The organism is Parasphingorhabdus sp. (genome assembly GCF_039977335.1).
In the GTDB taxonomy this organism is placed as follows: Bacteria; Pseudomonadota; Alphaproteobacteria; order Sphingomonadales; family Sphingomonadaceae; genus Parasphingorhabdus.
In genome coordinates this window covers 224,479-246,748 of sequence record NZ_JBDWDI010000004.1, presented here as the reverse complement: position 1 = coordinate 246,748, position 22,270 = coordinate 224,479, and the positions used below count along the sequence as shown (strand labels likewise).

The 22,270-nt window shown below is 51.3% G+C and carries 25 protein-coding genes; 14 read left to right on the top strand and 11 right to left on the bottom strand.

Annotated elements, in window-relative coordinates; translation table 11 throughout:
- Positions 1 to 4: 4 nt before the first annotated feature.
- Positions 5 to 457 (bottom strand): GatB/YqeY domain-containing protein, encoded by a 453-nt coding sequence (locus ABJM21_RS08475; RefSeq protein WP_348301571.1) that lies wholly within the window; start codon positions 455 to 457, stop codon positions 5 to 7.
- A gap of 152 nt (positions 458 to 609) precedes the next feature.
- On the opposite strand from ABJM21_RS08475, the gene carA reads away from it, so the two are divergent.
- From carA to ABJM21_RS08440, 7 genes are all read left to right on the top strand, one after another.
- Entirely contained in the window at positions 610 to 1,773 is a 1,164-nt protein-coding gene (gene carA, locus ABJM21_RS08470) for a glutamine-hydrolyzing carbamoyl-phosphate synthase small subunit (RefSeq protein WP_348301572.1), read from the top strand.
- Between the two features lie 177 nt (positions 1,774 to 1,950).
- Positions 1,951 to 2,235 carry a hypothetical protein gene (locus tag ABJM21_RS08465; RefSeq protein WP_348301573.1) on the top strand — a complete coding sequence of 95 codons (285 nt, stop codon included), beginning with the start codon at positions 1,951 to 1,953 and terminating at the stop codon, positions 2,233 to 2,235.
- Positions 2,236 to 2,353: 118 nt separating this feature from the next.
- Positions 2,354 to 3,037, top strand: coding sequence for a hypothetical protein (locus tag ABJM21_RS08460; protein ID WP_348301574.1), 684 nt, complete (start codon positions 2,354 to 2,356; stop codon positions 3,035 to 3,037).
- A complete protein-coding gene (locus ABJM21_RS08455) occupies positions 3,034 to 3,408 on the top strand; it encodes a ribonuclease E inhibitor RraB (RefSeq protein ID WP_348301575.1) in 375 nt (124 codons plus the stop codon). Before ABJM21_RS08460 ends, ABJM21_RS08455 begins: the two co-directional genes overlap by 4 nt.
- On the top strand, positions 3,408 to 6,743 hold the full coding sequence (gene carB / locus ABJM21_RS08450; protein WP_348301576.1) for a carbamoyl-phosphate synthase large subunit: 3,336 nt from the start codon (positions 3,408 to 3,410) through the stop codon (positions 6,741 to 6,743). The genes ABJM21_RS08455 and carB overlap by 1 nt, the downstream gene beginning before the upstream one ends.
- A 114-nt stretch (positions 6,744 to 6,857) precedes the next feature.
- The gene (gene greA, locus ABJM21_RS08445) at positions 6,858 to 7,331 is read left to right on the top strand and encodes a transcription elongation factor GreA (protein WP_348301577.1); all 474 of its coding nucleotides are present in this window, start codon (positions 6,858 to 6,860) and stop codon (positions 7,329 to 7,331) included.
- 6 nt (positions 7,332 to 7,337) lie between these two features.
- The gene (locus ABJM21_RS08440; RefSeq protein WP_348301578.1) at positions 7,338 to 7,979 is read left to right on the top strand and encodes a rhomboid family intramembrane serine protease; all 642 of its coding nucleotides are present in this window, start codon (positions 7,338 to 7,340) and stop codon (positions 7,977 to 7,979) included.
- A 9-nt stretch (positions 7,980 to 7,988) separates the two neighbouring features.
- Here ABJM21_RS08440 and ABJM21_RS08435 read toward each other — a convergent pair whose 3' ends face one another.
- Genes ABJM21_RS08435 through ABJM21_RS08415 form a run of 5 tightly spaced genes read right to left on the bottom strand, consistent with a single transcriptional unit; the run spans position 7,989 to position 10,123 of the window.
- A complete protein-coding gene (locus ABJM21_RS08435) occupies positions 7,989 to 8,222 on the bottom strand; it encodes a DUF4170 domain-containing protein (RefSeq protein WP_348301579.1) in 234 nt (77 codons plus the stop codon).
- Positions 8,223 to 8,241: 19 nt separating this feature from the next.
- Positions 8,242 to 8,778: a hypothetical protein gene (locus tag ABJM21_RS08430; RefSeq protein WP_348301580.1), complete on the bottom strand. Its 537-nt coding sequence runs from the start codon at positions 8,776 to 8,778 to the stop codon at positions 8,242 to 8,244.
- 3 nt (positions 8,779 to 8,781) lie between these two features.
- Positions 8,782 to 9,108: a hypothetical protein gene (locus ABJM21_RS08425; protein WP_348301581.1), complete on the bottom strand. Its 327-nt coding sequence runs from the start codon at positions 9,106 to 9,108 to the stop codon at positions 8,782 to 8,784.
- Positions 9,105 to 9,536 (bottom strand): phage holin family protein, encoded by a 432-nt coding sequence (locus ABJM21_RS08420; RefSeq protein WP_348301582.1) that lies wholly within the window; start codon positions 9,534 to 9,536, stop codon positions 9,105 to 9,107. The genes ABJM21_RS08425 and ABJM21_RS08420 overlap by 4 nt, the downstream gene beginning before the upstream one ends.
- Before the next feature lie 41 nt (positions 9,537 to 9,577).
- The gene (locus tag ABJM21_RS08415; RefSeq protein WP_348301583.1) at positions 9,578 to 10,123 is read right to left on the bottom strand and encodes a hypothetical protein; all 546 of its coding nucleotides are present in this window, start codon (positions 10,121 to 10,123) and stop codon (positions 9,578 to 9,580) included.
- Positions 10,124 to 10,340: 217 nt separating this feature from the next.
- On the opposite strand from ABJM21_RS08415, the gene eno reads away from it, so the two are divergent.
- The 4 genes from eno (at position 10,341) to ABJM21_RS08395 (ending at position 14,588) form a co-directional block, all read left to right on the top strand.
- On the top strand, positions 10,341 to 11,615 hold the full coding sequence (gene eno, locus ABJM21_RS08410) for a phosphopyruvate hydratase (protein WP_348301584.1): 1,275 nt from the start codon (positions 10,341 to 10,343) through the stop codon (positions 11,613 to 11,615).
- Between the two features lie 104 nt (positions 11,616 to 11,719).
- Complete coding sequence (locus ABJM21_RS08405; protein ID WP_348301585.1) at positions 11,720 to 12,031, top strand: septum formation initiator family protein; 312 nt, start codon at positions 11,720 to 11,722, stop codon at positions 12,029 to 12,031.
- 200 nt (positions 12,032 to 12,231) lie between these two features.
- Positions 12,232 to 13,227: a pyruvate dehydrogenase (acetyl-transferring) E1 component subunit alpha gene (pdhA, locus tag ABJM21_RS08400; protein WP_348301696.1), complete on the top strand. Its 996-nt coding sequence runs from the start codon at positions 12,232 to 12,234 to the stop codon at positions 13,225 to 13,227.
- On the top strand, positions 13,227 to 14,588 hold the full coding sequence (locus ABJM21_RS08395) for a pyruvate dehydrogenase complex E1 component subunit beta (protein WP_348301586.1): 1,362 nt from the start codon (positions 13,227 to 13,229) through the stop codon (positions 14,586 to 14,588). Before pdhA ends, ABJM21_RS08395 begins: the two co-directional genes overlap by 1 nt.
- Here the strand turns inward: ABJM21_RS08395 and ABJM21_RS08390 are convergent.
- Genes ABJM21_RS08390 through ABJM21_RS08380 form a run of 3 tightly spaced genes read right to left on the bottom strand, consistent with a single transcriptional unit; the run spans position 14,585 to position 17,957 of the window.
- The gene (locus tag ABJM21_RS08390; protein WP_348301587.1) at positions 14,585 to 15,283 is read right to left on the bottom strand and encodes a TadE/TadG family type IV pilus assembly protein; all 699 of its coding nucleotides are present in this window, start codon (positions 15,281 to 15,283) and stop codon (positions 14,585 to 14,587) included. The genes ABJM21_RS08395 and ABJM21_RS08390 overlap by 4 nt on opposite strands.
- Complete coding sequence (locus ABJM21_RS08385) at positions 15,280 to 15,882, bottom strand: TadE family protein (protein ID WP_348301588.1); 603 nt, start codon at positions 15,880 to 15,882, stop codon at positions 15,280 to 15,282. The genes ABJM21_RS08390 and ABJM21_RS08385 overlap by 4 nt, the downstream gene beginning before the upstream one ends.
- On the bottom strand, positions 15,879 to 17,957 hold the full coding sequence (locus ABJM21_RS08380) for a pilus assembly protein TadG-related protein (RefSeq protein ID WP_348301589.1): 2,079 nt from the start codon (positions 17,955 to 17,957) through the stop codon (positions 15,879 to 15,881). Before ABJM21_RS08380 ends, ABJM21_RS08385 begins: the two co-directional genes overlap by 4 nt.
- Before the next feature lie 154 nt (positions 17,958 to 18,111).
- Here ABJM21_RS08380 and ABJM21_RS08375 point away from each other — a divergent pair, with 154 nt between their 5' ends.
- Together ABJM21_RS08375 and ABJM21_RS08370 are read left to right on the top strand one after the other, a co-directional pair.
- Positions 18,112 to 18,783, top strand: a complete 672-nt coding sequence (locus tag ABJM21_RS08375; RefSeq protein WP_348301590.1) for a squalene/phytoene synthase family protein — start codon at positions 18,112 to 18,114, stop codon at positions 18,781 to 18,783.
- Positions 18,784 to 18,818: 35 nt separating this feature from the next.
- Positions 18,819 to 19,292, top strand: coding sequence for an EF-hand domain-containing protein (locus ABJM21_RS08370; RefSeq protein ID WP_348301591.1), 474 nt, complete (start codon positions 18,819 to 18,821; stop codon positions 19,290 to 19,292).
- 10 nt (positions 19,293 to 19,302) lie between these two features.
- Here ABJM21_RS08370 and trmFO read toward each other — a convergent pair whose 3' ends face one another.
- Positions 19,303 to 20,652, bottom strand: coding sequence for a methylenetetrahydrofolate--tRNA-(uracil(54)-C(5))-methyltransferase (FADH(2)-oxidizing) TrmFO (trmFO, locus tag ABJM21_RS08365; protein WP_348301592.1), 1,350 nt, complete (start codon positions 20,650 to 20,652; stop codon positions 19,303 to 19,305).
- A 72-nt stretch (positions 20,653 to 20,724) separates the two neighbouring features.
- Here trmFO and ABJM21_RS08360 point away from each other — a divergent pair, with 72 nt between their 5' ends.
- Entirely contained in the window at positions 20,725 to 21,390 is a 666-nt protein-coding gene (locus ABJM21_RS08360; protein WP_348301593.1) for a lysoplasmalogenase, read from the top strand.
- Between the two features lie 2 nt (positions 21,391 to 21,392).
- Here ABJM21_RS08360 and ABJM21_RS08355 read toward each other — a convergent pair whose 3' ends face one another.
- Positions 21,393 to 22,232 (bottom strand): TauD/TfdA family dioxygenase, encoded by an 840-nt coding sequence (locus ABJM21_RS08355; protein ID WP_348301594.1) that lies wholly within the window; start codon positions 22,230 to 22,232, stop codon positions 21,393 to 21,395.
- Between the last annotated feature and the right edge of the window lie 38 nt (positions 22,233 to 22,270).

Here is a 22,270-nt window from a genome sequence, read left to right as displayed (position 1 = left end):
TGGATCAGCTGAGCGCTGCCTTTACCAGGCCGCTAGCCTTGCTCATGTCGATTTCGGTGCCGTGACGAGATTTCAGTTCCGCCATCACTCGGCCCATATCTTTCATCGATTCCGCACCAAGTTCTGTCTTGATTCCGTCGATCAACGCCGCCGTGTCGGCTTCGCTCAGCTGCGTGGGCAGGAATTCCTCGATCACGGCAAGCTCCATCCTCTCGCCCTTGGCCAATTCATCGCGGCCACCCGATTCGAACATCTCAATCGATTCGCGCCGTTGCTTGGCCATTTTCTGGAGCACGTCGGTGACCATGACATCGTCATCGAGCTTGCTGTCCTTGGTGCGCAGCTCGATATCCTTGTCCTTGATCTTTGCCAGCATGGCGCGTGTGGCAGCCGTGCGATCCTTGTCGCCAGCTTTCATGGCCGCAATTTGTGCCGCTTTCACGTCATCGCGAATCATAGCGTTCCCCGTAATTTTGGAATAAGCTACCAACATAGCCGCAACTTATTTTTTTTCATAGATTGTGACGTCAAAAATCTACACCTAGTCACGGCGAAATTTGCTTGAAGCGCAGGAGCATGGGGCTCCCGCCATATTAAAGGACAATGCCCATGACCGACACCAGCATCCCCGCCGCTCCCAAGGGCGCCACTGGGATATTGGTATTGGCCGATGGCACTATAGTGTGGGGCAGGGGCTTCGGCGCGACTGGCTCTGCGGTGGGTGAAGTCTGTTTCAACACCGCGATGACCGGCTATCAGGAGGTCATGACGGACCCCAGCTATGCGGGGCAGATCGTCACCTTTACCTTCCCCCATATCGGCAATGTCGGTACCAATGACGAGGATGTTGAGGCCGATAACCCGCACGCGCTGGGTTGTATCGTGCGCGAAGACGTTACGGAGCCGAGCAGCTTCCGGAATAACAAGCCCTTTGATCAATGGATGGCTGACAATGGCCGCATTGGATTGGCCGGTGTTGATACGCGGGCGTTAACGCGCCGGATCAGGGAAGCCGGCGCACCCAATGCGGTTATTGCACATGACCCTGATGGTGAGTTTGATATTGATGATCTGCTCGCAAAGGCACGGGATTGGGCCGGGCTTGAGGGCATGGATCTGGCGGTAGAGGTTACAGGTCATCAGACCAAGATTTGGGACAGCGGTGTCTGGCGCCTTGGCCATGGCTATACGCCATTCGATGAAATGGAGTCACGACCGCATGTTGTTGCTTTGGACTTTGGTGCGAAGCGGAATATCTTTAGAAACCTTGTGAAGGCCGGCGCAAAAGTTACTGTGGTTCCTGCGCAAACAACGCTTGATGACATCATGGCGTTGGATCCAGCAGGGGTGTTTCTGTCCAATGGTCCTGGTGATCCGGCGGCGACGGGTGAATATGCTGTACCGGTGATCAAGGGGCTGCTCGACAAGGATGTACCGATATTTGGCATCTGTTTGGGCCATCAGATGCTGGCGCTGGCCGCTGGTGCTGCGACCGTCAAAATGTTTCAGGGGCATCGCGGTGCCAACCATCCGGTGCAGAGACATGAAGACGGCACGGTTGAGATTACCAGCATGAACCATGGTTTTGCGGTCGACAGCGCAACGCTTCCCGATACCTTAGAGGAAACCCACACTAGCCTGTTTGACGGCAGCAATTGCGGCATATCATTCAAGGAAAAACGCGCCTTTGGTGTACAATATCATCCAGAGGCCAGTCCCGGACCGCAGGACAGCTTTTACTTGTTTCAGAAATTCGTCGACATGCTGCGGTGATCAGGAATGTAAAAAACAAAAATAAATCATGCAAATAATGAAAAATTGGCCGGAAGAGTAAAATCCTAATAGTGACAAACCACCTTAAAAATTGCGAAGGGGATCGGGCAGGGTTCGTGCCGTTCTATTCACATTTTCTATGTGATGAGATCTACGCAAATATTAAGGAAAAACATAATGCGGAAATTTCTCGTAATTTCGGCCACGATTTTGTTCGCGGCTTGCACCCCTGTCAAAGAACAAGCGATGACGGAATGCATGAAGCAAGCGGATGGCTTTCCGGGCTCCGTAGACCCCGAAAAACTCTGCACCTGCATGACCAAGGATATTCCCGAGGACGCCAATGTAGCGGATGCAGAAAAAGCCATGATGGGCAGCATGCAGGCCTGCGCCAGCGAAATGGTTGGGGATATGCTGTCGGACGGACTGCCAAGCGCCGAGAGTTCATCGGCGGCCGAATAAACCCGGATATATCATCATATAAAAGCTCTCTTTGCCATTCCGGCAGGGAGAGCTTTTGTTTTGTCGTCGAGGCGGGTGGTCCGCTCACCGCTCACCAACGCCCGCATGAAATTGCGCCATGCTGAGCAAATCGGCAAAGCTTGGCACTGCGATTGCGATAGCGGCGCTGCTAATTACGCCAATTTCTGTTGGTTCTGCTGCCCATGCCGAAGAATATCCATCGGCGGGGGAACGCTATGTCGGTGTCATTCGTGAAGAATGTAAGTTGGATGAGAATGTCGTACTTTACGACAAAGCTGCTGACGGTTCCGGCAGCTATTTATGGGTGCTACCCAATCCGGCACTGGGCGAAAAGTTCAACTGCGCTATGCGGGGGGCCAGAACCTATGGGATCGATTTCACGCTTGCTCCCTATGGCAAGTGGCCTGCGAAAGAAGATATCCAGAGCTGTTATGACCAGATTGACTTTACGGGTTTGCCGGGCGGGCAGCGCACAACCTGTGATGCGATGAACGTATCTTTGCAACTTGCTCGCTTGGATGGTGTAATGATCAATGTCTTCGCTGAAATGGACATGCTCGGTATCGATAAGGGCTTTGTCGAGCAAGCGCAGCTGGCTTTAACTGACTATAGCAACAAAATGTGTGCGATCGCGAGCCGGACAGAGTCTGCGCCATCTGCGGAATCAAATGGCCTGCATTGTATGGCGAAGATTATCTCGGCCCATACCGATATGATCCTTGCCAATCCGGTCGAACTGATGATCAAGGATGCCATGAACAGCAAGGAGCCAGAAAAATGAGCAGCGTTGATCCCGAATATCTGGCGCAAGAATGGGCGACCGATGACGAGATATTGGAGAATATGGCAGCAGGCGGCGATTTAGCGCATGTGATCAGAGAGATTAATGTGCAATTTGTCGGGGCTGTTGCGAACCTGAACAAGCTGAAAAACGACGCCAAAAAGCTCGGTTTCCAATCAGCCTTGGTCGAAAAGGACGAGGGCGAGTGGCAAATCGAGCTGCAAATCGACGCCGATACGCGGCAGGAAACTATCCGACAGCTGACGCGCAAATGCCTTGAAATTGAGCAGGATTATGACATTGATCATGACGGTTGGGGTTGTTTTGCCTGTAACGAGAATGGACCGATTTCTGATGAGAATCCTGCATAATGCCCAAAAGAACTGACATAAAATCCATCCTGATCATTGGCGCTGGCCCGATTGTTATCGGACAGGCCTGCGAATTTGATTATTCGGGGACACAGGCCTGTAAGGCGCTGAAAGAGGAGGGGTACCGGATCATCCTGGTGAACTCCAATCCGGCGACGATCATGACCGATCCCGACATGGCGGACGCGACTTATGTCGAACCGATTACGCCCGAAATTGTTGAGAAGATTATCGCCAAAGAACGCCCGGATGCGGTTCTGCCGACCATGGGCGGACAGACGGCACTGAACACGGCGCTGACGCTCAATAAAATGGGTGTTCTTGAAAAATATAACGTCCAGATGATCGGCGCGGATGCCGAAGCCATCGATAAAGCAGAAGATCGCGAGAAGTTTAAAGTTGCGATGGATAAAATCGGTCTGGAAAGTCCGCGTTCTGCCGTTGCGCATAGCGAAGAACAAGCGCTGGAGATTCTTGAAGATATCGGGCTGCCCGCGATCATGCGGCCAAGCTTTACCATGGGCGGCACCGGCGGCGGTGTGGCTTATAACCGCGAAGAGTTTATTCACTTTATCAGAACATCTTTGGAAGCCTCTCCAACCAATGAAGTGCTGATCGATGAATCGCTCATAGGCTGGAAAGAATATGAGATGGAGGTTGTGCGCGACAAAGCGGATAACTGCATCATCATCTGTTCTATCGAAAATGTTGACCCAATGGGTGTGCATACTGGCGATTCGATCACCGTGGCCCCCGCGCTGACGCTGACCGACAAAGAATATCAGATCATGCGCAACGCTTCTTTGGCGGTACTGAGGGAAATAGGAGTCGAAACAGGCGGTTCCAACGTACAGTTCGCAGTCAATCCGAAGGATGGACGGCTTGTTGTAATCGAAATGAACCCGCGGGTTTCGCGCAGTTCTGCGCTGGCGTCCAAGGCAACCGGCTTCCCGATTGCCAAAGTCGCGGCGAAGCTGGCTGTTGGCTACACGCTCGATGAGATTGATAACGACATTACCGGCGCGACGCCTGCGTCGTTTGAACCGACCATCGATTATGTAGTAACCAAAATTCCGCGCTTTGCGTTCGAGAAATTCAAGGGCGCTGAGCCTTTGCTGTCCACCGCGATGAAATCCGTCGGTGAAGTTATGGCCATTGGCCGCAATATCCATGAATCGCTGCAAAAGGCGCTGCGCGGCCTCGAAACCGGATTAGATGGTTTTAATCGGGTCCAAGACCTTATCGGTGCGCCGCGAGACGAGATTGCTGCCGAACTGGCGCGCGCCACGCCGGACCGACTGTTGGTAGCCGCGCAGGCGATGCGCGAGGGCTTTAGCGATACAGAAATCTTTGACATTGCTCATTATGATCCATGGTTTTTGGCGCGCATTCGCGAAATTATCGATGCCGAAACAGACATATTGGACAATGGCCTTCCCAATAACGAAAAGGAGCTACGCAAACTCAAATCCATGGGCTTTTCCGATGAACGGCTTGCGAAGCTGGCTGTGGATGCTGTCCACGTCGCTGGCGGGGCAGGGCGCGCGGTTGCTGGTGGACACGGCTTGGTTCATGATGCCGTTGCCGCCATGGCCGGCGCGACAACTGAGGCCGAAGTGCGCGCATTGCGCCACAAGTTGGGCGTCCGGCCCGTATTCAAGCGGATCGATACCTGCGCGGCGGAGTTTGAGGCCAAGACGCCCTATATGTACTCCACCTATGAAGCGCCGATTTTCGGGGAGCCGGAAAATGAGGCCATGCCTTCTGATCGTCGGAAAGTCGTGATTTTAGGCGGCGGTCCGAACCGGATCGGGCAGGGGATTGAGTTTGACTATTGCTGCTGTCATGCCTGTTTCGCGCTGGCCGATGCTGGCTTTGAAACCATCATGGTCAATTGCAATCCGGAGACGGTTTCGACCGATTATGATACGTCCGACCGGCTTTATTTTGAGCCACTGACTGCCGAAGATGTACTCGAAATTCTGACTGTGGAGCAGAGCAAGGGCGAATTGGTCGGTGTGATTGTCCAATTTGGCGGACAAACGCCGTTGAAATTGGCTTATGCGTTGGAAGAAGCGGGGATTCCGATCCTTGGTACAACGCCAGACGCCATTGATCTGGCCGAAGACCGCGAACGTTTTGCGAAGCTGGTCAATGATTTGAAGTTGAAGCAGCCTGAAAATGGCATGGCCCGGACAGAAGAAGAGGCGGTGAAAATCGCTGAACGTATCGGTTATCCGGTGCTGATCCGTCCTAGTTTCGTGCTTGGTGGTCGTGCTATGGAAATTGTCGACGGTCCAGCGCAACTGGAAGATTATATCAACACAGCTGTACAGGTTTCGGGCGATAGTCCGGTGCTGGTCGACCAATATCTCCGCGATGCGGTTGAAGTTGATGTCGATGCGATTTGCGACGGCGATGAAGTCGTTGTTTGTGGCGTGCTCCAGCATATTGAGGAAGCCGGCGTCCATAGCGGCGACAGCGCTTGCACCATCCCGCCCTATAATCTCTCTGACGAGATTATTGCCGAAATGGAGCGCCAGGCAGAGGCTTTGGCCTTTGGTTTGAAAGTACGCGGTTTGATGAACATTCAATTCGCCGTAAAAGATGGCGAAGTTTATCTCATTGAGGTCAATCCGCGCGCCAGCCGGACGGTGCCTTTTGTTGCCAAGGCTATTGGTGTGCCGATTGCCAAGATCGCGTCGCGCGTGATGGCGGGAGAGAAGCTCAAAGACTTGCCATCAATTGATAGGCATATCGATTATATCGCTGTGAAAGAAGCGGTCTTTCCGTTCAATCGTTTCCCTGGCATTGACCCGATACTGTCACCAGAAATGAAGTCTACCGGTGAAGTTATGGGCATTGATAAGAGCTTTGCGATTGCTTTCGGCAAGGCGCAACTGGGTGCGAATAATCATTTGCCGGATGGCGGGACGCTGTTCGTTTCTGTGAAAGAAACGGACAAGAAAGTGATTGAGCCAGCTGCGCGATTGGCAGAGAAATTGGGCTTCAAGATCATCGCGACCAGCGGAACTGCGGATTATCTCAGCGAAAGAGGCATTTCCGTTGAAAAAATCAATAAAGTAGCCGAGGGGCGGCCGCATATAGTGGACCGGATTATCGATAGCGACGTTGATCTGATTTTCAACACGACCGAAGGCTGGCAGTCGCTGAAAGACTCCAAATCTATTCGGGCGGGGGCGCTGAACGGCAAGATTCCTTACTATACAACTGCGACGGCAAGTGTTGCTGCGATGGAGGCAATTGCGGCCATGCGTGATGAGACTCTTGAAGTTCGTGCGCTTCAGTCTTATTATAAGACTTCGCAGACTTAAATCCCCGACAATCTGTCACACTGCGGGCGAGCCTTCACAGGGAGGGGCGCCGGGAACCTATTTTTGACGCAGTGGTGCTAAAAACCGCTGTGAATTGACGAAGAAAGGCCAAAAATGGCTGTAGAAAAAGTACCGATGCTGGCCGAGGGCCATGCCAAATTGGAAGCCGAGCTGAAGGCGCTCAAGGAAGAGCGGCCGCGCATTGTTGATGCGATTGAGGAAGCGCGCGCCCATGGTGATCTATCGGAAAATGCCGAATATCACGCTGCAAAAGAGCGTCAGGGTCAGGTCGAGGCGACTCTTGCTGATATCGAGGATAAGTTGAGCCGCGCACAGGTGATTGATCCGACGACCTTGTCGGGTGACAAAGCCGTATTTGGTGCGACGCTGACCTTACTCGACGAAGATGACAAGCCAGTGAAATATCAGCTTGTGGGTCAGGCCGAGGCCGATGCGAAAGTCGGTAAAATCAGCTATAACAGCCCGATTGGCCGTGCCTTTATCGGTCGCAGCGTCGGCGAAGAAATTGAAGTGACCGTTCCTGCGGGCGACAAATATTATCTTCTCGAAAAAATCGAGTTCATCTGATTTGATATGAACCTGCCGAACGGAAAACTAACCAACGGGCTGATCATCGCCAATGTCGTGATCTACCTGTTGTTATGGATTTCCGGATTGCAGGATGAAGCTGTTCTGCGCGGGGGGTTTTTCCCGATACGGCTAGGGGAAGGTCTGCCTGAGCTTGATGCCATGGGCGGGTTGGTCCCGGCATGGCTGACACCAATGTCTTCTGCTTTTCTACATGGCGGATTGATGCATATTGCGTTTAATATGCTGATGCTGCTGTTCTGTGGGCGTTTTGTGGAGCAGGCTTTGGGGCCGCAGCTGATGGCGGTTCTTTATGTAGTTGGCGCCTATGCAGCATCGCTAGCGGAATTTGCGGTTAATGGCCAGTCGGTGATCCCAGTGGTTGGCGCGAGTGGCGCAATATCAGCGATAATCGGTGCTTATGCGTTGTTATTTGCGCGCAATGAGGTGAAGCCTGTCGGGCCATTTCCGGGCCATATCGTGCGAATTGCATGGCTGACATTGGCCTGGATCGGTATCCAGTTGATGATTGGCGTTGCCTCACGCGGTAGCCTCAACGGTATCGCGATTTTTGCCCATATTGGTGGATTTGTTGCTGGCTTGGTTCTGACCCGGCCCTTGCTGCAATGGCGCTTCAAGAACGCCTAATCATTGCAATCAGTCTTCGGCGGGCAGTTCCGGCTCGAGCAGTTTGTGCAGGTGCACGATAACATATTTCATCTCGGCATCATCAACCGTACGCTGAGCGTTGGAGCGCCAGACGTCTTCGGCTTCTTCATAATTGGGAAACACACCAACAAGATCGACTTGGTCGAGATTCTCAAAATCAAGCCCGCGCGGATCCTTGACCCGTCCGCCCATTACCAGATGAATTTTGCTGCGCTCGCTCATATGTGCCCCAATCTTTGGATTATTTGCCTGGTTTTTCCGATTTTACCGCATCGGTAGCGGCTTCGGCGGCGCTCTTAGCAGCTTCGGCGGCTTTGCCAAGCAGATCTTTGATTTGATCCTGCACACTGTCTTTATCGAGACCGAGATTTTCAATCTGCTCCTGTCCTGCTTCTTTCGCCGCAACATATGCTTTTTTGGCAGTTTCATTGATCTTCTTACCGGCACCGCCGACATATTTGGTCTCGGTTTTGCTCTTGGGTAGTAAGGCTCCGACCAACGCACCAAGCGCCAATCCACCGGCAACCACGGCTAGTGGACTTTTGGTAATAGTCTCTTCCGATTTATTCGCAGCGGTTTTTGCCATTTGCTTGGTCGCGGCTACGCCTTCTGCGGCTTTCGCTTTACCGTCGCCCAACAAGGCGGCAGCCCGTTGCTTACTTTCAGACATTTTCTCCAAAGCTATTCCTGTGCCTTCGCCAGCCATTTCTTTGGCACTTTCCAGTCGTTCCCGGGAAGCGGCCCGCGCTTTTTCAATATTATCAGACAAATTACTCATCACTCACTCCTCGGAATCTGCACCATTCTCGCCGTCATTGGCGGCTTTGCGATTGGTGAAATAGTTGGTCAACGGTTTGCGGAGCGCCAGCAATGCGGCAGCAGCGGCCACTGACGCGACCTTTCCAGGGTTGTCTTTCACCCCTTGCAAGGCGCTTTCACCCGTTTTTTGAACGCGGTCTAGGGCCTTGTCCTTCGCTTCCTGAATAAGATTTGCCGGTCGCAAGCGCTCTTTCGTCTCGGAAATATCTTCCTTCAGGTTTTCGCGTGCTTCTTTTTTGTCAATCGCAAGGTTGCGTAGCTTGAAGATATCATCATTTTTCTGGGTCATTGATCATTTTCATCCAAAGGTAGTTTGCGCGCCCGTTTTATTGCCATAGTCATCAGAACCGTTGTCAGCAGCAAAGCGCCACCCGTCAACAGCCCCGTTGCCGCTACTGGTCCCCAATAATGTGATAATATCAACAAAATTCCCAATATCAGGGCAACCATAGTGGTAATCCCCAATATGATGGCGACACTGAACAGAACCAATACGGTCTTGGTCGCCGCCATATTGACGGATAATTTCACGCGGTAATATTCGATTTCTGCTTCCGCCAACTTGCGGACATCATCGACCAGATCACTGACCTGCAGCTTGAGTGGTTTGTCGTCCGTACTGGATACGGGCGCGTCGGTTTGCACCGTTTCACCTTCATCTGGAGACGGCTGATCCTCTATCGCTTCCTCTATCGCTGCATTCTTACTGTCCAACATTATCACCCATCGCGATCAATTTGGAATTGGTGATACACACTCTAGCTGCGATCATCCATCCCTGACTTGATCAGGCGTGAGACAAGCAGGCCGACAACAGCAGCGGCGCCGATAGCAACGGCAGGCCGTTTGCGGACAAAGCTGCGTGCGTCATCAACCATTTCGTCCACATCTTTTGAATTGACCTTCTCAGCAAAGGAAGAAACCGCATCAGCGGCAGAGCGAGCATAGTCGCCATATTTTTCACCAACATTTTCGTCGATGGTCTTTGCGCTATTCTCAATCATTTCGCTGAAAGTGCCAATTGCTTCACCAGCTTTGGTCTTCCCATCATTGGCGGTGGAGCGCGCTTTATCTATGGCACGATCTTTCAGATCGCTTGTAGCATTTGATTTGGAAGCGGCGGCGCGGGTTGCTCCAGCTTTCAGCGGGGCAGATGGTTTTGCCTTGGTAGCCTTTTTAACGTTAACCCCTTTGGCAGGCGTAGATTTTTTGGCTGCAGTGCGTTTGGCTGCCGGCTTCTTTGCAGCCGGTTTCTTGGCTGTTGTCTTGCGCGCTGCTGGTTTCTTTCCTTGATCGGCGGCCATATTCAAAATTCCTTCCTCAAAAACCCTTGCCATTTCAATGTAATCGATAATGCTATCGATCGGTTTTTCCCTTAAACACAGATGGTGTCTAATCCTTATGATTCAAGGGTAAATCACCGTATTCATGTCACGTTTTGTAAAGCTGGCGATTGCCACAAGCCTATCATGACGATAAGGGCTTTGCGATACGCAATCTTCCGCAGGAGTCTTTCCGAAAATGACAGCCATATTAGATCTTCACGCCCGCCAGATTTTGGATAGCCGAGGCAATCCAACTGTTGAAGTCGACATATTGCTGGAAGATGGCAGTTTTGGACGTGCAGCAGTCCCATCGGGTGCGTCAACCGGTGCTTATGAAGCTGTTGAATTGCGGGATGGCGACAAGAGCAAATATCTCGGCAAGGGCGTGCTCAAGGCTATTGAAGCTGTTAACGGAGAGATTAGCGATGCGCTGCTGGGTATCGACGCCGAAGATCAGGAAGAACTAGATGCGGTCATGATCACGCTGGATGGCACTGAGAATAAGAGCCGTCTGGGTGCCAATGCTCTATTGGGCGTCAGTCTTGCCGCGGCCAAGGCTGCTGCCGATGCGCGTGGCCTCCCGCTTTATCGTTATGTCGGCGGTGTGTCAGCTCGGGTGTTGCCGGTACCGATGATGAATATCATCAATGGTGGTGAGCATGCTGACAATCCGATTGATTTTCAGGAATTCATGGTCATGCCAGTGGGCGCGGGCAGCATTGCGGAAGCAGTACGTTGGGGGTCAGAGATTTTTCACACGCTAAAAGCCGGCTTGTCGGAAAAAGGCTTGGCGACAGCCGTCGGTGATGAAGGCGGATTTGCACCCAATCTAGGGTCGACCCGCGACGCACTTGATTTTGTTATGGCATCGATTGAAAAGGCCGGTTTCAAAGCTGGCGATGAAGTTGTTCTAGCACTGGATTGTGCTGCGACCGAGTTTTTCAAGGACGGCGAATACCACATTTCTGGCGAGAACAAGGTTTTGTCTCCTGCCGCAATGTCTGATTATCTCGCGGAACTTTGCAAAGACTACCCGATCAAATCGGTCGAAGATGGCATGGCTGAAGATGATTTTGAAGGCTGGAAACTGCTGACTGATGCCGTCGGCGATACCGTTCAACTGGTCGGAGATGATTTGTTTGTCACCAATCCGGCGCGGCTGTCACAGGGCATTAAAGATGGCTTGGCCAATAGTTTGCTGGTGAAGGTCAATCAAATTGGCACGCTATCGGAAACGTTGGAAGCTGTTCGTATGGCGCATAATGCATCTTATACGGCCGTGATGTCGCACCGTTCTGGCGAAACCGAAGATGCGACCATTGCTGATCTGGCAGTCGCCACAAATTGTGGGCAGATCAAAACAGGCAGCCTTGCACGGTCAGACCGGCTCGCTAAATATAATCAACTGATCCGGATTGAAGAAGAACTCGATACGGTCGCACATTATGCGGGGCGATCGATTTTTTCCTGAGATAGTCTTGGCTAAAGGGCATTTCGACGGCTTGAAACAGCTAATTTGAAATAAAAGTGTTAATGCGCTTGCCAGCGAATCAATATTCTGATTCAAGAGTAAATATGGCACATAAAGAGAAAATTGGTGGTTTGATCAAAGCGGCGCTTGGACCCGGCTTTGCGCTGCTGACTCTGCTTGCCATTGCTGGTTATGCGGTGCTTGGTCCGACCGGAGTTTTGGCTTGGGGCGAATATCGTACCACGCTTGATGAACGGGGTACACAGCTTGCTGCTCTTGAAGCAGAGCGGGATGCGTTGAAGAACCGCGTGGAGCTGCTTGATCCCAATGGTGCTGACCCTGATCTGGTCGGTGAATTGCTGCGCAAAGAAGGCAATTTTGTTCACCCGGACGAGATTATCGTTCCGCTAAAATAGCATCCGATTTCCAATTCAATTTTTTGTGCTATTTCCAACGTATTAGGCTTGGGAAATTAGCCCTATCTGTTTATGGTGTTGTGAAACCAGAAGGACAGGAAACTGCAAGCGTGGCAAAATCTCCCCAGAAAGCCCCATCAAAATCAAAAGCGCCCGTTAAAAGAGCGCCAAAGAAAACAACGGCAAAGGCGGCTAGTCGATTGCCGACAATAAAAACGCCAATGTACAAAGCCAACAAGACTGAGTTGATGGACTTTTATGAGCAGATGTTGCTCATCCGACGCTTTGAAGAAAAGGCAGGGCAGTTATATGGCCTCGGTCTGATTGGTGGTTTCTGTCATCTCTATATCGGTCAGGAAGCTGTCGTGACCGGACTGCAATCGGCGATTGAGCCGGGGAAAGACAGTGTGATTACCGGTTACCGCGATCATGGTCATATGTTGGCTTGCGGTATCGATCCTAATGTTGTCATGGCTGAGTTAACCGGTCGTGCATCCGGTATTTCCAAAGGTAAGGGCGGATCGATGCACATGTTCTCCGTTGAGCATGGTTTCTATGGTGGGCACGGGATCGTCGGTGCACAGGTGTCGCTCGGTACAGGTCTGGCTTTCGGACATAAATATAAGGAAGACGGCGGCGTTTGCTTGGCCTATTTTGGAGACGGCGCATCGAACCAGGGGCAAGTTTACGAGAGTTTCAACATGGCGGAGCTTTGGAAACTGCCAGTCATTTTCGTGATCGAGAATAATCAATATGCGATGGGGACCAGCGTCAATCGATCCTCATCGGAGGACCAGTTGTACCGTCGCGGGGAAAGTTTCCGCATTCCGGGTATGCAGGTTGATGGCATGGATGTATTGGCGGTGCGCGGCGCGGTTGAAGAAGCCTTGAAATATGTGCGCAGCGGCAAGGGGCCAGTTTTGATGGAACTCAAAACTTATCGCTATCGCGGTCACTCGATGTCCGACCCGGCAAGATATCGCAGCCGTGATGAGGTGCAGGGCGTTCGTGAAAAATCCGATCCGATCGAGCAGGTGAAAGCCATGTTGATGAAACAAGGCGTCAAGGAAGAGGATCTGAAAGCACTGGATAAAAAAGTGCGGAAGACTGTGATGGAGGCGGCTGATTTTGCTGAGGAATCTCCCGAGCCAGAGGCTTCTGAACTTTATACTGACGTGTTGGTGGAGCAATATTAATGGCGATCGAATTGAAAATGCCCGCGCTGTCGCCGACGATGGAAGAAGGTACGCTTGCCAAATGGCTGGTCAAAGAGGGTGATGAAGTAAGCTCCGGCGATATTTTGGCTGAGATTGAAACTGATAAGGCCACAATGGAATTTGAAGCGGTCGATGAAGGTGTGATTTCCAAAATTTTAATTGCTGACGGCACAGATGAAGTGGCGGTCGGAACAGTTATTGCCGAGATGATCGGCGAAGATGAAGAAGAAAGCGCTGCATCAACGCCAGCTCCGGCACCTAAGGCAGCGACCGAACTTGCTCCAGAGCCAACTCCGGAAGATGCTCCAGCTGCTCCTGTGTCTCGCGCTGATGATCCAGCCATTCCCGAAGGCACGGCTATGGCCACCATTACTGTCCGTGAAGCGCTACGTGATGCCATGGCCGAAGAAATGCGGACGGATGATGCCGTCTTTGTTATGGGCGAGGAAGTCGCTGAGTATCAGGGCGCTTACAAAGTAACCCAAGGTCTGCTGGATGAATTTGGTGCTAAGCGGGTAATAGATACGCCTATCACGGAACACGGTTTTGCCGGCATTGGTGCTGGTGCGGCCATGGGGGGATTGAAACCCATAGTGGAATTCATGACGTTCAACTTCGCGATGCAGGCGATTGACCACATCATTAATTCCGCAGCCAAGACTAATTATATGTCCGGCGGCCAGATGCGCTGCCCAATTGTTTTTCGCGGTCCAAACGGTGCTGCATCGCGTGTCGGTGCACAACATAGCCAGAATTACGGACCATGGTATGCGAGTGTTCCAGGCCTCATCGTCATCGCGCCCTATGATGCTGCCGATGCCAAAGGCTTGCTGAAAGCTGCAATCCGATGTCCTGATCCGGTGGTGTTTCTGGAGAATGAACTGCTTTACGGTCGTTCTTTTGAAATTCCTGATATCGAAGATTATGTCCTGCCTATTGGCAAAGCACGGATCATGCGTGAAGGCTCGGATGTCACAATCGTAAGTTACTCCATTGGAGTAGGCCTTGCGTTGGAGGCAGCAGACGCGCTAGCGGGCGAGGGGATTAATGCCGAAGTCATCGACTTGCGCACGCTACGTCCACTCGACACCGAAACAGTTTTGACAAGTCTTGCGAAAACCAATCGTTTGGTGGTTGCTGAAGAAGGTTGGCCGACCTGTTCCATCGCCAGCGAGATTATCGCTGTTTGTATGGAGCAAGGCTTCGATAACCTCGACGCACCAGTTGTACGCGTCACCAACGAAGATGTCCCGCTCCCTTATGCTGCGAACTTGGAGAAGGCAGCGTTGATCGACAGTGATCGGATTATCGCAGCCGCTAAGAAGGTTTGCTATCGTTAGCTGATGGTATCGTAACGATTACATGTCCAAAGGTCAGAGTTGGCGATGCCGCTTGCATTTCTCAAAGCATGGTCAGCGCGTTCTCGGGCCACAAAAGCGCTTTGATATCGAATGACCACGTTCCCGAAAACTCTGTCCGATACGAGCGGCTTATAGTCATATATTACTTCGACAAAATTTACTGCAGTTGCTGCTGTGGCTTCGATTTTCTTTCCAACTGGACCAATGCCGTCGGCAAGCGATGAATCGTTCTGACCATCGCCCTCGGCGCCATAGTTGGAAGTATAGTTCGTATTGCTACCATAGCATCTTTGCCAACGGATCCACTGCCCGGCGTCAGAACCTAATAGTCCGTTATGTTCTAAATTGGACAAAATGACTCTGGCGTTTGGTGAGAAGTCGATGCTGTTACCGGTAAGGTGGACGCCAGTGAATATTTCACGAATATCAGCCTCATCGATTGTGCTTCGCACGCGTGAGGCGTTATCCGCAGCCAACATGGCAACTTGGCTTACCTGAAGGTGAGCAATTGCTAGATTCGCTGTTTCCAAACCACCTAACCCAAATGTTAGTAGCAGCGGTGCTGTAAAGGCAAATTCGACTAAAGCGAGGCCGCTGGTGTCTTTCACAAGCGAAAGCTTGCTAAATTTACTTTTTGCGTTTTCTAATGAGTCAAAAATGTTGTTGTAAATCATACGATAGGCTCACATATTTCTGGGACGTCGGTTTGATCGCCATAGGGCTGGTTGCGAACAGCGGTGGTGTTTGTGGTTTTCATCGTCTCGCTCCATCCGAACATTTTTGCCAATGGGAAAAGGCGAGGTGACTCGATCTCAATCGTGTAACTCACAATGTCATCGGGTCCACCAGTACCGCTATTACCGAAGTTCACATCAAATTCACCATTGCGATTGCCATCTAGATAGCAGTCGCCTGGATCAAGGTTTCCATCACCATTGTCATCCGTAAGCAACTTTTCAGGTTTACCAATGCTGGTAAAATCGAAATAGCTTTTAACAAAGACTTTCGGTTCGACACCTTTGAGCAGCAGCGGTTTTAACTCTTCTTCCACCTTTTGCTCGATTTGAGTTACCGTCAACGCACCGGTCGAAGCTTGCCGTGATATCTCATGCAATTTAGACTTGGCGAGTGTGTCCAAATATCCTTGATAACCAAGGTCCGTCACACCCAGTAGGATCATCATTAAGGGCCCTACTACCAAACCGAATTCCATCAGCGTGGCGCCTTCCTCATCCTTACAAAACAGGCTTTCGAGCTTTTTACGATCGATCATTGTGATACCCTCAATCCGCCGATGGTTTTGGCAATATTGCTAAATGCGGCCTGCAGCGAATCATTGTCCGTTGCCGGCGCGGCGTGATCAGCACTTGATGCACAATCTTCCATGGCTTGGGTGACGTTGTTCACACCAAATTGGACTACCCAAATTGTAACACCTTGGTTGCGGATGGCTTGGCATATCAATTGAAAACGATTTTCTTGAATGTCATCCATATTGTTGTTGTTTGTCCCAGTTGGTGCAATCCTGCCATCCAGCTGATTGTAACCATAGACATTATATCTATCGCCATTGAAGTTCATCGCTCCATCGGTCATGAAAACGAGATGACGACCGATAGGAAAGCCGTTTCCGGTATATTGGTTTTCGGTAGCAAATAGGCCATTCTCGGACAGCAGTCTTGCACCCCAGATCATTCCGATGGTGTGGTTTGTCGCGCCGGTAGCGGTCAAATTGTCAATATAAGTGGTTAGATTTCCTCCCACTTCATCTCCATTGCTATCGAGCCCCGGCGATGTGATCGAGTCATATTGAGCCAAGCGTCTTGATGGTGTCGTACATTGCGACCCTCCGACACTATCTCCGTTTCTTTTATACTCAACACCCGGCCAAAGCGGGCGCCAACGTGATGCTGTATCGGTGGGTACTAGATCGATATCCAGATCAAGCGCAGCATCGGTTATAACTGTGCTATCCTTGGTGATTGTGGCGTCTGTATCGCGTTCTTCAATACACCCGGCCCATCGATCAAGCCGTAAACCGTTCTCTGTCGGACGTTGAACAGGATCTTCGTTCGAATCAATCGAGGCAACATATTCCGAGACATCATGGGTAAATTGCCCGTATTCCCAGCCGCTAAAGCTGACGGCATCGGATTGCCATTTATCGACAGTTATAAATTCGGGCTCACCGTTCCCACCTTGTTTTTCATAGGTTTCGACGTCGGTAACAACTTCGCGCTCACAGTCTTTCCAGTAAGCTGAGCCAACGGCATTCGAAGGTGGATTACCTGTCGAACCGTCCCAACTATGGTACGAATAGGTTACTGTTGTCAGCACTGAATATTGGCCGCTTGTATCAAGCGTTACGATTGGATTACCACTTGGATTTGCGGTCCAATACCCTGGCACACTTTGGTTTTGTCCAAATTGTGTCGTGCATTCTGGTCCATCTAACTGGGTCAAAAGCTCATAGTCGGTATCAGTCGTAGTCGATATCGGCGTAGCAGCAGAATCCGTACGTGGATCATAATTGGGATCAGGCGGAATGTAGTTGGGATTCGGAACCTCCCATGTGCCCCGGCGGGTTTGGTATGACCAACGATCATCTGCTTCGACGCCGGTTCCGCCAACGAGCCAGGCAGCGTTTTCTTTGTGTAGAAGTTCGCCGACGTTTACATGAGAGTTATAGTTTACGAAGCCATATCGTATCTGATTGTTCACCGCTCCACCGCCGCCGCCCGTACCGAGCGTTCCGTAGAAATCTTTCACAGCTTCACGAAGGCCATGAATTCTTTTTTCCGTTTCGACACTGGTGGTTTGTCCGTTAGGCTTCCAGTCCATCGATCCCGACAAATCGAGCACCATCATGACGTCGACATTGCCGACGTCCAAACGTGTCACACAGGACACTTTGACTGTCATATAGTCGTTGCCAAAAACCTTCATCAACGTGGTTGGAATTTGGGTTTGTGCGAACCCATCAACTGTCCTTGGTTCGACACCGTCAACGAACCGAGGATTGTCTTCGCCATTTATTTTTACAAATGGGTCCGTACCAAAGCTTCCCTCTGGAAAGTTAAAATCAAAAAACTTTCGCGCTTGAACTTTGTCAGCATCCTCCATCGTATCAGCCGTCATAGATCGACGTCCAGCCAACGCACCCGCGTCACATGCTTGTTGCAATCGGGCTTTAGCCATATATCCACGACCAATATCAACGCCGCCGCCAATAACTCCTACAATAGGGAAAATTGCTGCCGCCGCCATGGCTATGGTATTACCAGTCGTATCCGACCGCAATTTTTGCAAAAATGACTTCTGCAATTTTTTCTCGTTGTTAGTAACCATGCCCCTGGCCTCTTGTTTTTGCGTCAACAAATCATGTCGATAGATTTCAATTCAGCGTGTCTGATAGAGAGAAAAGGGTTAGCGGCTGACCAAAGGCTTTGGTTAAAGCGATCTTTACCTTGATTTTCGACGGAAAACTGGCGACGGCGTCGCTATGAATGACGCGCTTTTACAATTGGATCCGTTGCGACGATTGGTTTTGGCCTATGCAAAACGCCCTGATCGCGCGCGCTATGCACTTGCTTTTGCACTGGATTCGAGATTGGCGGAGGTTATCCGGTCCACCTCCGAAACATTGATTGGACAAATGCGGTTAACCTGGTGGCGCGATATTTTAACCAAGGCTGCCGCGGAGCGACCGAAGGGGGAACCGCTGGTTGCGTTGATAAACCAAGCGGAGCGGCAAGGAACCGATCTGACACCCTTATTGGACTTATTGGAAGGTTGGGAGTTTCTGCTGGATGACTTTCCTTGGGATTGCCGGCAATTTGACCAATATGCTGCGAAACGAGGAGAAGGGGTCTTCCAGTTTGCACTTCGAGGCAATGATAATCTGACTGATGATCAGAAAACCGTGGCGCAAGGCTGGGCACTTTGGGATTTTGCGCGCCATTGTAGTGATCCTGATATGCGCGAGCAGGCTTTTGATAAATGCCAAAGACTTTTTGAACGCGCGCCGTCGGTTCATTTTGACAGTAGCGGTCGGCCGCTCTCAATTTTCTGTAAATTGGCACAAAGCGATGCCACAAAAGGTTCGTTAACAGCCGATCTTTATCGGCCAAGGGTCGCTAGTAAGATCATCTGGCACGGCGTTACCGGCTGTTAACACCAGACGAAATAGCGGTAAGGAGCAGGCGGCACATGAAACGATATGTCGCCGGTGCTGGAACTATGATGCTGTTGATGGCCGCCGGCTTGTTTTTCTGGATTGGCGCCAACGGGCAGGAAGTTGTGTTTCCAGACGCACCACCACCACCGCCGCCGGAACAGAGCGAGCCAGAGGGTTTGCCAGAAGCCGATGAAAATGCTCCGGCTGTTGGTCCCCCACCACCAACCCCTCCGAAAGCTTATAAAGCGTCTCGGGAAGAACGGCGATTCAATCGCTATGATCGCAATCGCGATGAAGTTATCACGCGGCTTGAACTGATGAGTAGCCGCACCAAAGCATTCAAAGCCCTAGATAAGAATGGTGATAATTTACTGACTTTTGAAGAATGGGCGGTGGCAACCAGCGATCGTTTCGCCGGAGCGGACAAAGACGGAGATGGCCAGTTAACAAGAGAGGAATTCCGGACAACACGACCGAAGCGCAAAGCGGCCCGATGTAAATGTTAGAGGTTCAAACCTAGGCGGCTTGCGGCTCTCCAGTTGATAATTGTCGCCAATCCGCAAAGTCTTTGCGGGCACGCGCGGTGTAAGCTTCTTTTCGCTCTTTCTTTTTTACACGCTGCTCAAACGGTGGGAAAAGACCGAAATTGACGTTCATTGGTTGATAGTCCCGCGCATCCGCACCGCCGGTAATATGAGACAGTAACGCACCAAAGGCGGTTGTCTGTGGTGGATAGGCGAAAGGTTCGCCCCTAATTTCCGCTGCTACCATGCGCCCGACCATTAGCCCAACTGCGGCACTTTCTACATAACCTTCGCAGCCGGTAATCTGACCAGCAAAGCGGATATGCGGTGCCTTTTTGAGACGCATTTCCCGATCGAGTAATTTGGGTGCGTTGATGAACGTGTTCCGGTGCAGTCCCCCCATCCGTGCAAATTCTGCATTTTCAAGACCTGGAATAGATCGCAACAATTCTGCTTGCGCGCCATATTTCAGTTTGGTTTGAAACCCGACCATATTCCATAAAGTGCCGAGGGCATTATCCTGGCGCAACTGAACCACAGCATAAGCACTTTCGCCTGTATGTGCATTGGTCAGGCCGACGGGCTTCATCGGTCCAAAGCGCAGGGTTTCGGGACCACGTGACGCCATGACTTCAATTGGCATACAACCTTCGAAATAGGGTGTGTTTTTCTCCCATTCCTTGAAATCGGTCTTTTCGCCCTCCAGCAACCCCTGGATGAAGGCTTCATATTGCTGTCGATTCATCGGGCAGTTGATATAGTCCTTGCCATCACCTTCCGGACCGATTTTGTCCCAGCGGGACTGCATCCATGCGATATCCATATTGATGCTGTCTTTATGAGCAATCGGCGCAATGGCGTCGAAAAACGCCAGAGAATCTTCCCCGGTTGCTGCACCAATGCTTTGTGCCAGCGTCATGGCGGTGAGCGGCCCGGTCGCTACAATGGTCAAACCGCTTTCGGGCAATTGGTCGATCCGTTCGCGGACAATTTCAATATTTGGATGTTCGCTGAGTGCTTTGGTCACACCATCAGAGAAATGATCGCGATCCACCGCCAGAGCGGAACCTGCGGGCAGGCGGTTTTTGTCGCCTTCGCCTATGATGATTGAGCCCAGATCGCGCATTTCTGCATGGAGCAAGCCAACCGCATTTTTCTCAGCATCATCGGACCGGAAGCTGTTGGAGCAGACCAGTTCAGCCAATCCGTCCGTTTGATGCGCGGGCGTCATATCGCCGCTGCCACGCATTTCGGACAAGCGCACTTTTATGCCTGCTTCTGCCAATTGCCATGCTGCTTCTGATCCGGCGAGGCCGCCACCAATAATATGTACCTGTGTCATGGCGTCTCTGTGTTGCCGGAAATTGCAAAAGTCAATCTGGCAGAGAGTGGGAGAGCGTGATAGGCGGGTGGAATGAAACGCGCGATCATTGAGTCTCGTCCCTATTTATTGCTGAGCCTGTTGTTTGGTATCAGCTATTTCTTTGTGAAAGACGGCAATATACCGGGCATGTACCTGATGTTCTGGAAAGGGGCAGGGGTTGGCTTTCTTGCCGTCTATGCCATGCGGCGAGCGCATAATTTTGAAGGTAGATTGATTGCTGCCGTTATGGCCTTTGGTGCTTTGGGCGATATGCTGATTGAATTTGACCTCATGGCGGGGGCAGGCGCTTTCATCGTCGGTCATTGTATTGCGATCTGGCTTTATGCCCGACATCGGCGGGAAAAAACCTCTTTCAGCCAAAAAACCTTCGCCATATTATTGGTTCCGATCACTATGTTCATCGCATGGTCGCTACCCTTTGATCGAACGGAAGCTCTTGGCCTTGCGATTTACAGCCTGTTTCTAGCGGTCATGGCAGCAATGGCATGGACTAGCAGCTTTCCGCGCTATCGCGTTGGTATTGGTGCGCTAATGTTCATTATTTCTGACCTATTTATCTTTTCCAGAATGGGATTTTTAGAAAATTCAGTTATTCCAGATTGGACCATATGGCCGCTTTATTATGTCGGGCAGTTTTTGATTGTGACCGGCGTAGTGCGGACTTTGCGTAAAGAGATGGCGGTGCCAAACCCCTGATATCAGTTACTGGCTGCTATAGTAGTTCGGTGGAGCAGTCTGTCGTGGCCTTCATAGCCACCGGTAGCACAGTGGAGCACCGAGCGATTGTCCCACATCACCAGCATTCCCGGCTCCCACTTATGCCGATAGACAAACTCATCGCGACTTTGCCAAGCATAAAGCTCGGTTAACAGGGGTAGGGCTTCCTGCTGCGTCATGCCCTCAAATCCGATAATATAGCCCATGCAGCTGAACAGGCCAGGCCTGCCAGTTTCTGGGTGGGCACGAATGAGCGGATGAAGCTGAGTTTCTCGCGCAGATTCGTCCGGACGAATAGCCATACTGCGGCCTTCATCCTTTTCACCATAAGCCCCATCGGGCGCATAAGCCATTTTGGCGCTGTGGATGGCGATCTTGCCTTCCAGTTTCGCACGCATCTCTGACGGCATGACGTCAAGTGCCGCATGTTGATTGGCAAATAGCGTGTCGCCTCCAGAAGGCGGTATTGTGATGCCCCGCAGGCAGGTACCAGCAGGCGGATGCTCCTGAAAACTCCAGTCACTATGCCAGTTTTCGGCAAAAAGCGGTGATGTTTCATCTGCATCCCGGCGGATCGCAGCGATATGTTCACGACCCTCAATCGGATCGAAAAACGGATCATGGCCAAAGCCGCCAAAGTAGAGCGTAAAGCGTTCGAGATCATCATCGGACATGTCTTGCCCCGGAAAGGACAATACATGATGCTCCAGCCAAGCGGCACGGATTTCGGCCACTTGTTTGTCATTTAGTGGCCCTGACAGGTCAATTCCAGTAACAGTGGCCCCACAGGCCTGGCCAGAAGGTGTGGCAATGATGGACATATGATCCTCTCCTCAATCCCCGAATAAGTGGCAGGGTT

Bases quoted from the DNA above. Each gene is read 5' to 3' on its own strand.
- ABJM21_RS08475 (WP_348301571.1), bottom strand. From the start codon at position 457: ATGATTCGCGATGACGTGAAAGCGGCACAAATTGCGGCCATGAAAGCT.
- carA (WP_348301572.1), top strand. From the start codon at position 610: ATGACCGACACCAGCATCCCCGCCGCTCCCAAGGGCGCCACTGGGATA.
- ABJM21_RS08465 (WP_348301573.1), top strand. From the start codon at position 1,951: ATGCGGAAATTTCTCGTAATTTCGGCCACGATTTTGTTCGCGGCTTGC.
- ABJM21_RS08460 (WP_348301574.1), top strand. From the start codon at position 2,354: ATGCTGAGCAAATCGGCAAAGCTTGGCACTGCGATTGCGATAGCGGCG.
- ABJM21_RS08455 (WP_348301575.1), top strand. From the start codon at position 3,034: ATGAGCAGCGTTGATCCCGAATATCTGGCGCAAGAATGGGCGACCGAT.
- carB (WP_348301576.1), top strand. From the start codon at position 3,408: ATGCCCAAAAGAACTGACATAAAATCCATCCTGATCATTGGCGCTGGC.
- greA (WP_348301577.1), top strand. From the start codon at position 6,858: ATGGCTGTAGAAAAAGTACCGATGCTGGCCGAGGGCCATGCCAAATTG.
- ABJM21_RS08440 (WP_348301578.1), top strand. From the start codon at position 7,338: ATGAACCTGCCGAACGGAAAACTAACCAACGGGCTGATCATCGCCAAT.
- ABJM21_RS08435 (WP_348301579.1), bottom strand. From the start codon at position 8,222: ATGAGCGAGCGCAGCAAAATTCATCTGGTAATGGGCGGACGGGTCAAG.
- ABJM21_RS08430 (WP_348301580.1), bottom strand. From the start codon at position 8,778: ATGAGTAATTTGTCTGATAATATTGAAAAAGCGCGGGCCGCTTCCCGG.
- ABJM21_RS08425 (WP_348301581.1), bottom strand. From the start codon at position 9,108: ATGACCCAGAAAAATGATGATATCTTCAAGCTACGCAACCTTGCGATT.
- ABJM21_RS08420 (WP_348301582.1), bottom strand. From the start codon at position 9,536: ATGTTGGACAGTAAGAATGCAGCGATAGAGGAAGCGATAGAGGATCAG.
- ABJM21_RS08415 (WP_348301583.1), bottom strand. From the start codon at position 10,123: ATGGCCGCCGATCAAGGAAAGAAACCAGCAGCGCGCAAGACAACAGCC.
- eno (WP_348301584.1), top strand. From the start codon at position 10,341: ATGACAGCCATATTAGATCTTCACGCCCGCCAGATTTTGGATAGCCGA.
- ABJM21_RS08405 (WP_348301585.1), top strand. From the start codon at position 11,720: ATGGCACATAAAGAGAAAATTGGTGGTTTGATCAAAGCGGCGCTTGGA.
- ABJM21_RS08395 (WP_348301586.1), top strand. From the start codon at position 13,227: ATGGCGATCGAATTGAAAATGCCCGCGCTGTCGCCGACGATGGAAGAA.
- ABJM21_RS08390 (WP_348301587.1), bottom strand. From the start codon at position 15,283: ATGATTTACAACAACATTTTTGACTCATTAGAAAACGCAAAAAGTAAA.
- ABJM21_RS08385 (WP_348301588.1), bottom strand. From the start codon at position 15,882: ATGATCGATCGTAAAAAGCTCGAAAGCCTGTTTTGTAAGGATGAGGAA.
- ABJM21_RS08380 (WP_348301589.1), bottom strand. From the start codon at position 17,957: ATGGTTACTAACAACGAGAAAAAATTGCAGAAGTCATTTTTGCAAAAA.
- ABJM21_RS08375 (WP_348301590.1), top strand. From the start codon at position 18,112: ATGAATGACGCGCTTTTACAATTGGATCCGTTGCGACGATTGGTTTTG.
- ABJM21_RS08370 (WP_348301591.1), top strand. From the start codon at position 18,819: ATGAAACGATATGTCGCCGGTGCTGGAACTATGATGCTGTTGATGGCC.
- trmFO (WP_348301592.1), bottom strand. From the start codon at position 20,652: ATGACACAGGTACATATTATTGGTGGCGGCCTCGCCGGATCAGAAGCA.
- ABJM21_RS08360 (WP_348301593.1), top strand. From the start codon at position 20,725: ATGAAACGCGCGATCATTGAGTCTCGTCCCTATTTATTGCTGAGCCTG.
- ABJM21_RS08355 (WP_348301594.1), bottom strand. From the start codon at position 22,232: ATGTCCATCATTGCCACACCTTCTGGCCAGGCCTGTGGGGCCACTGTT.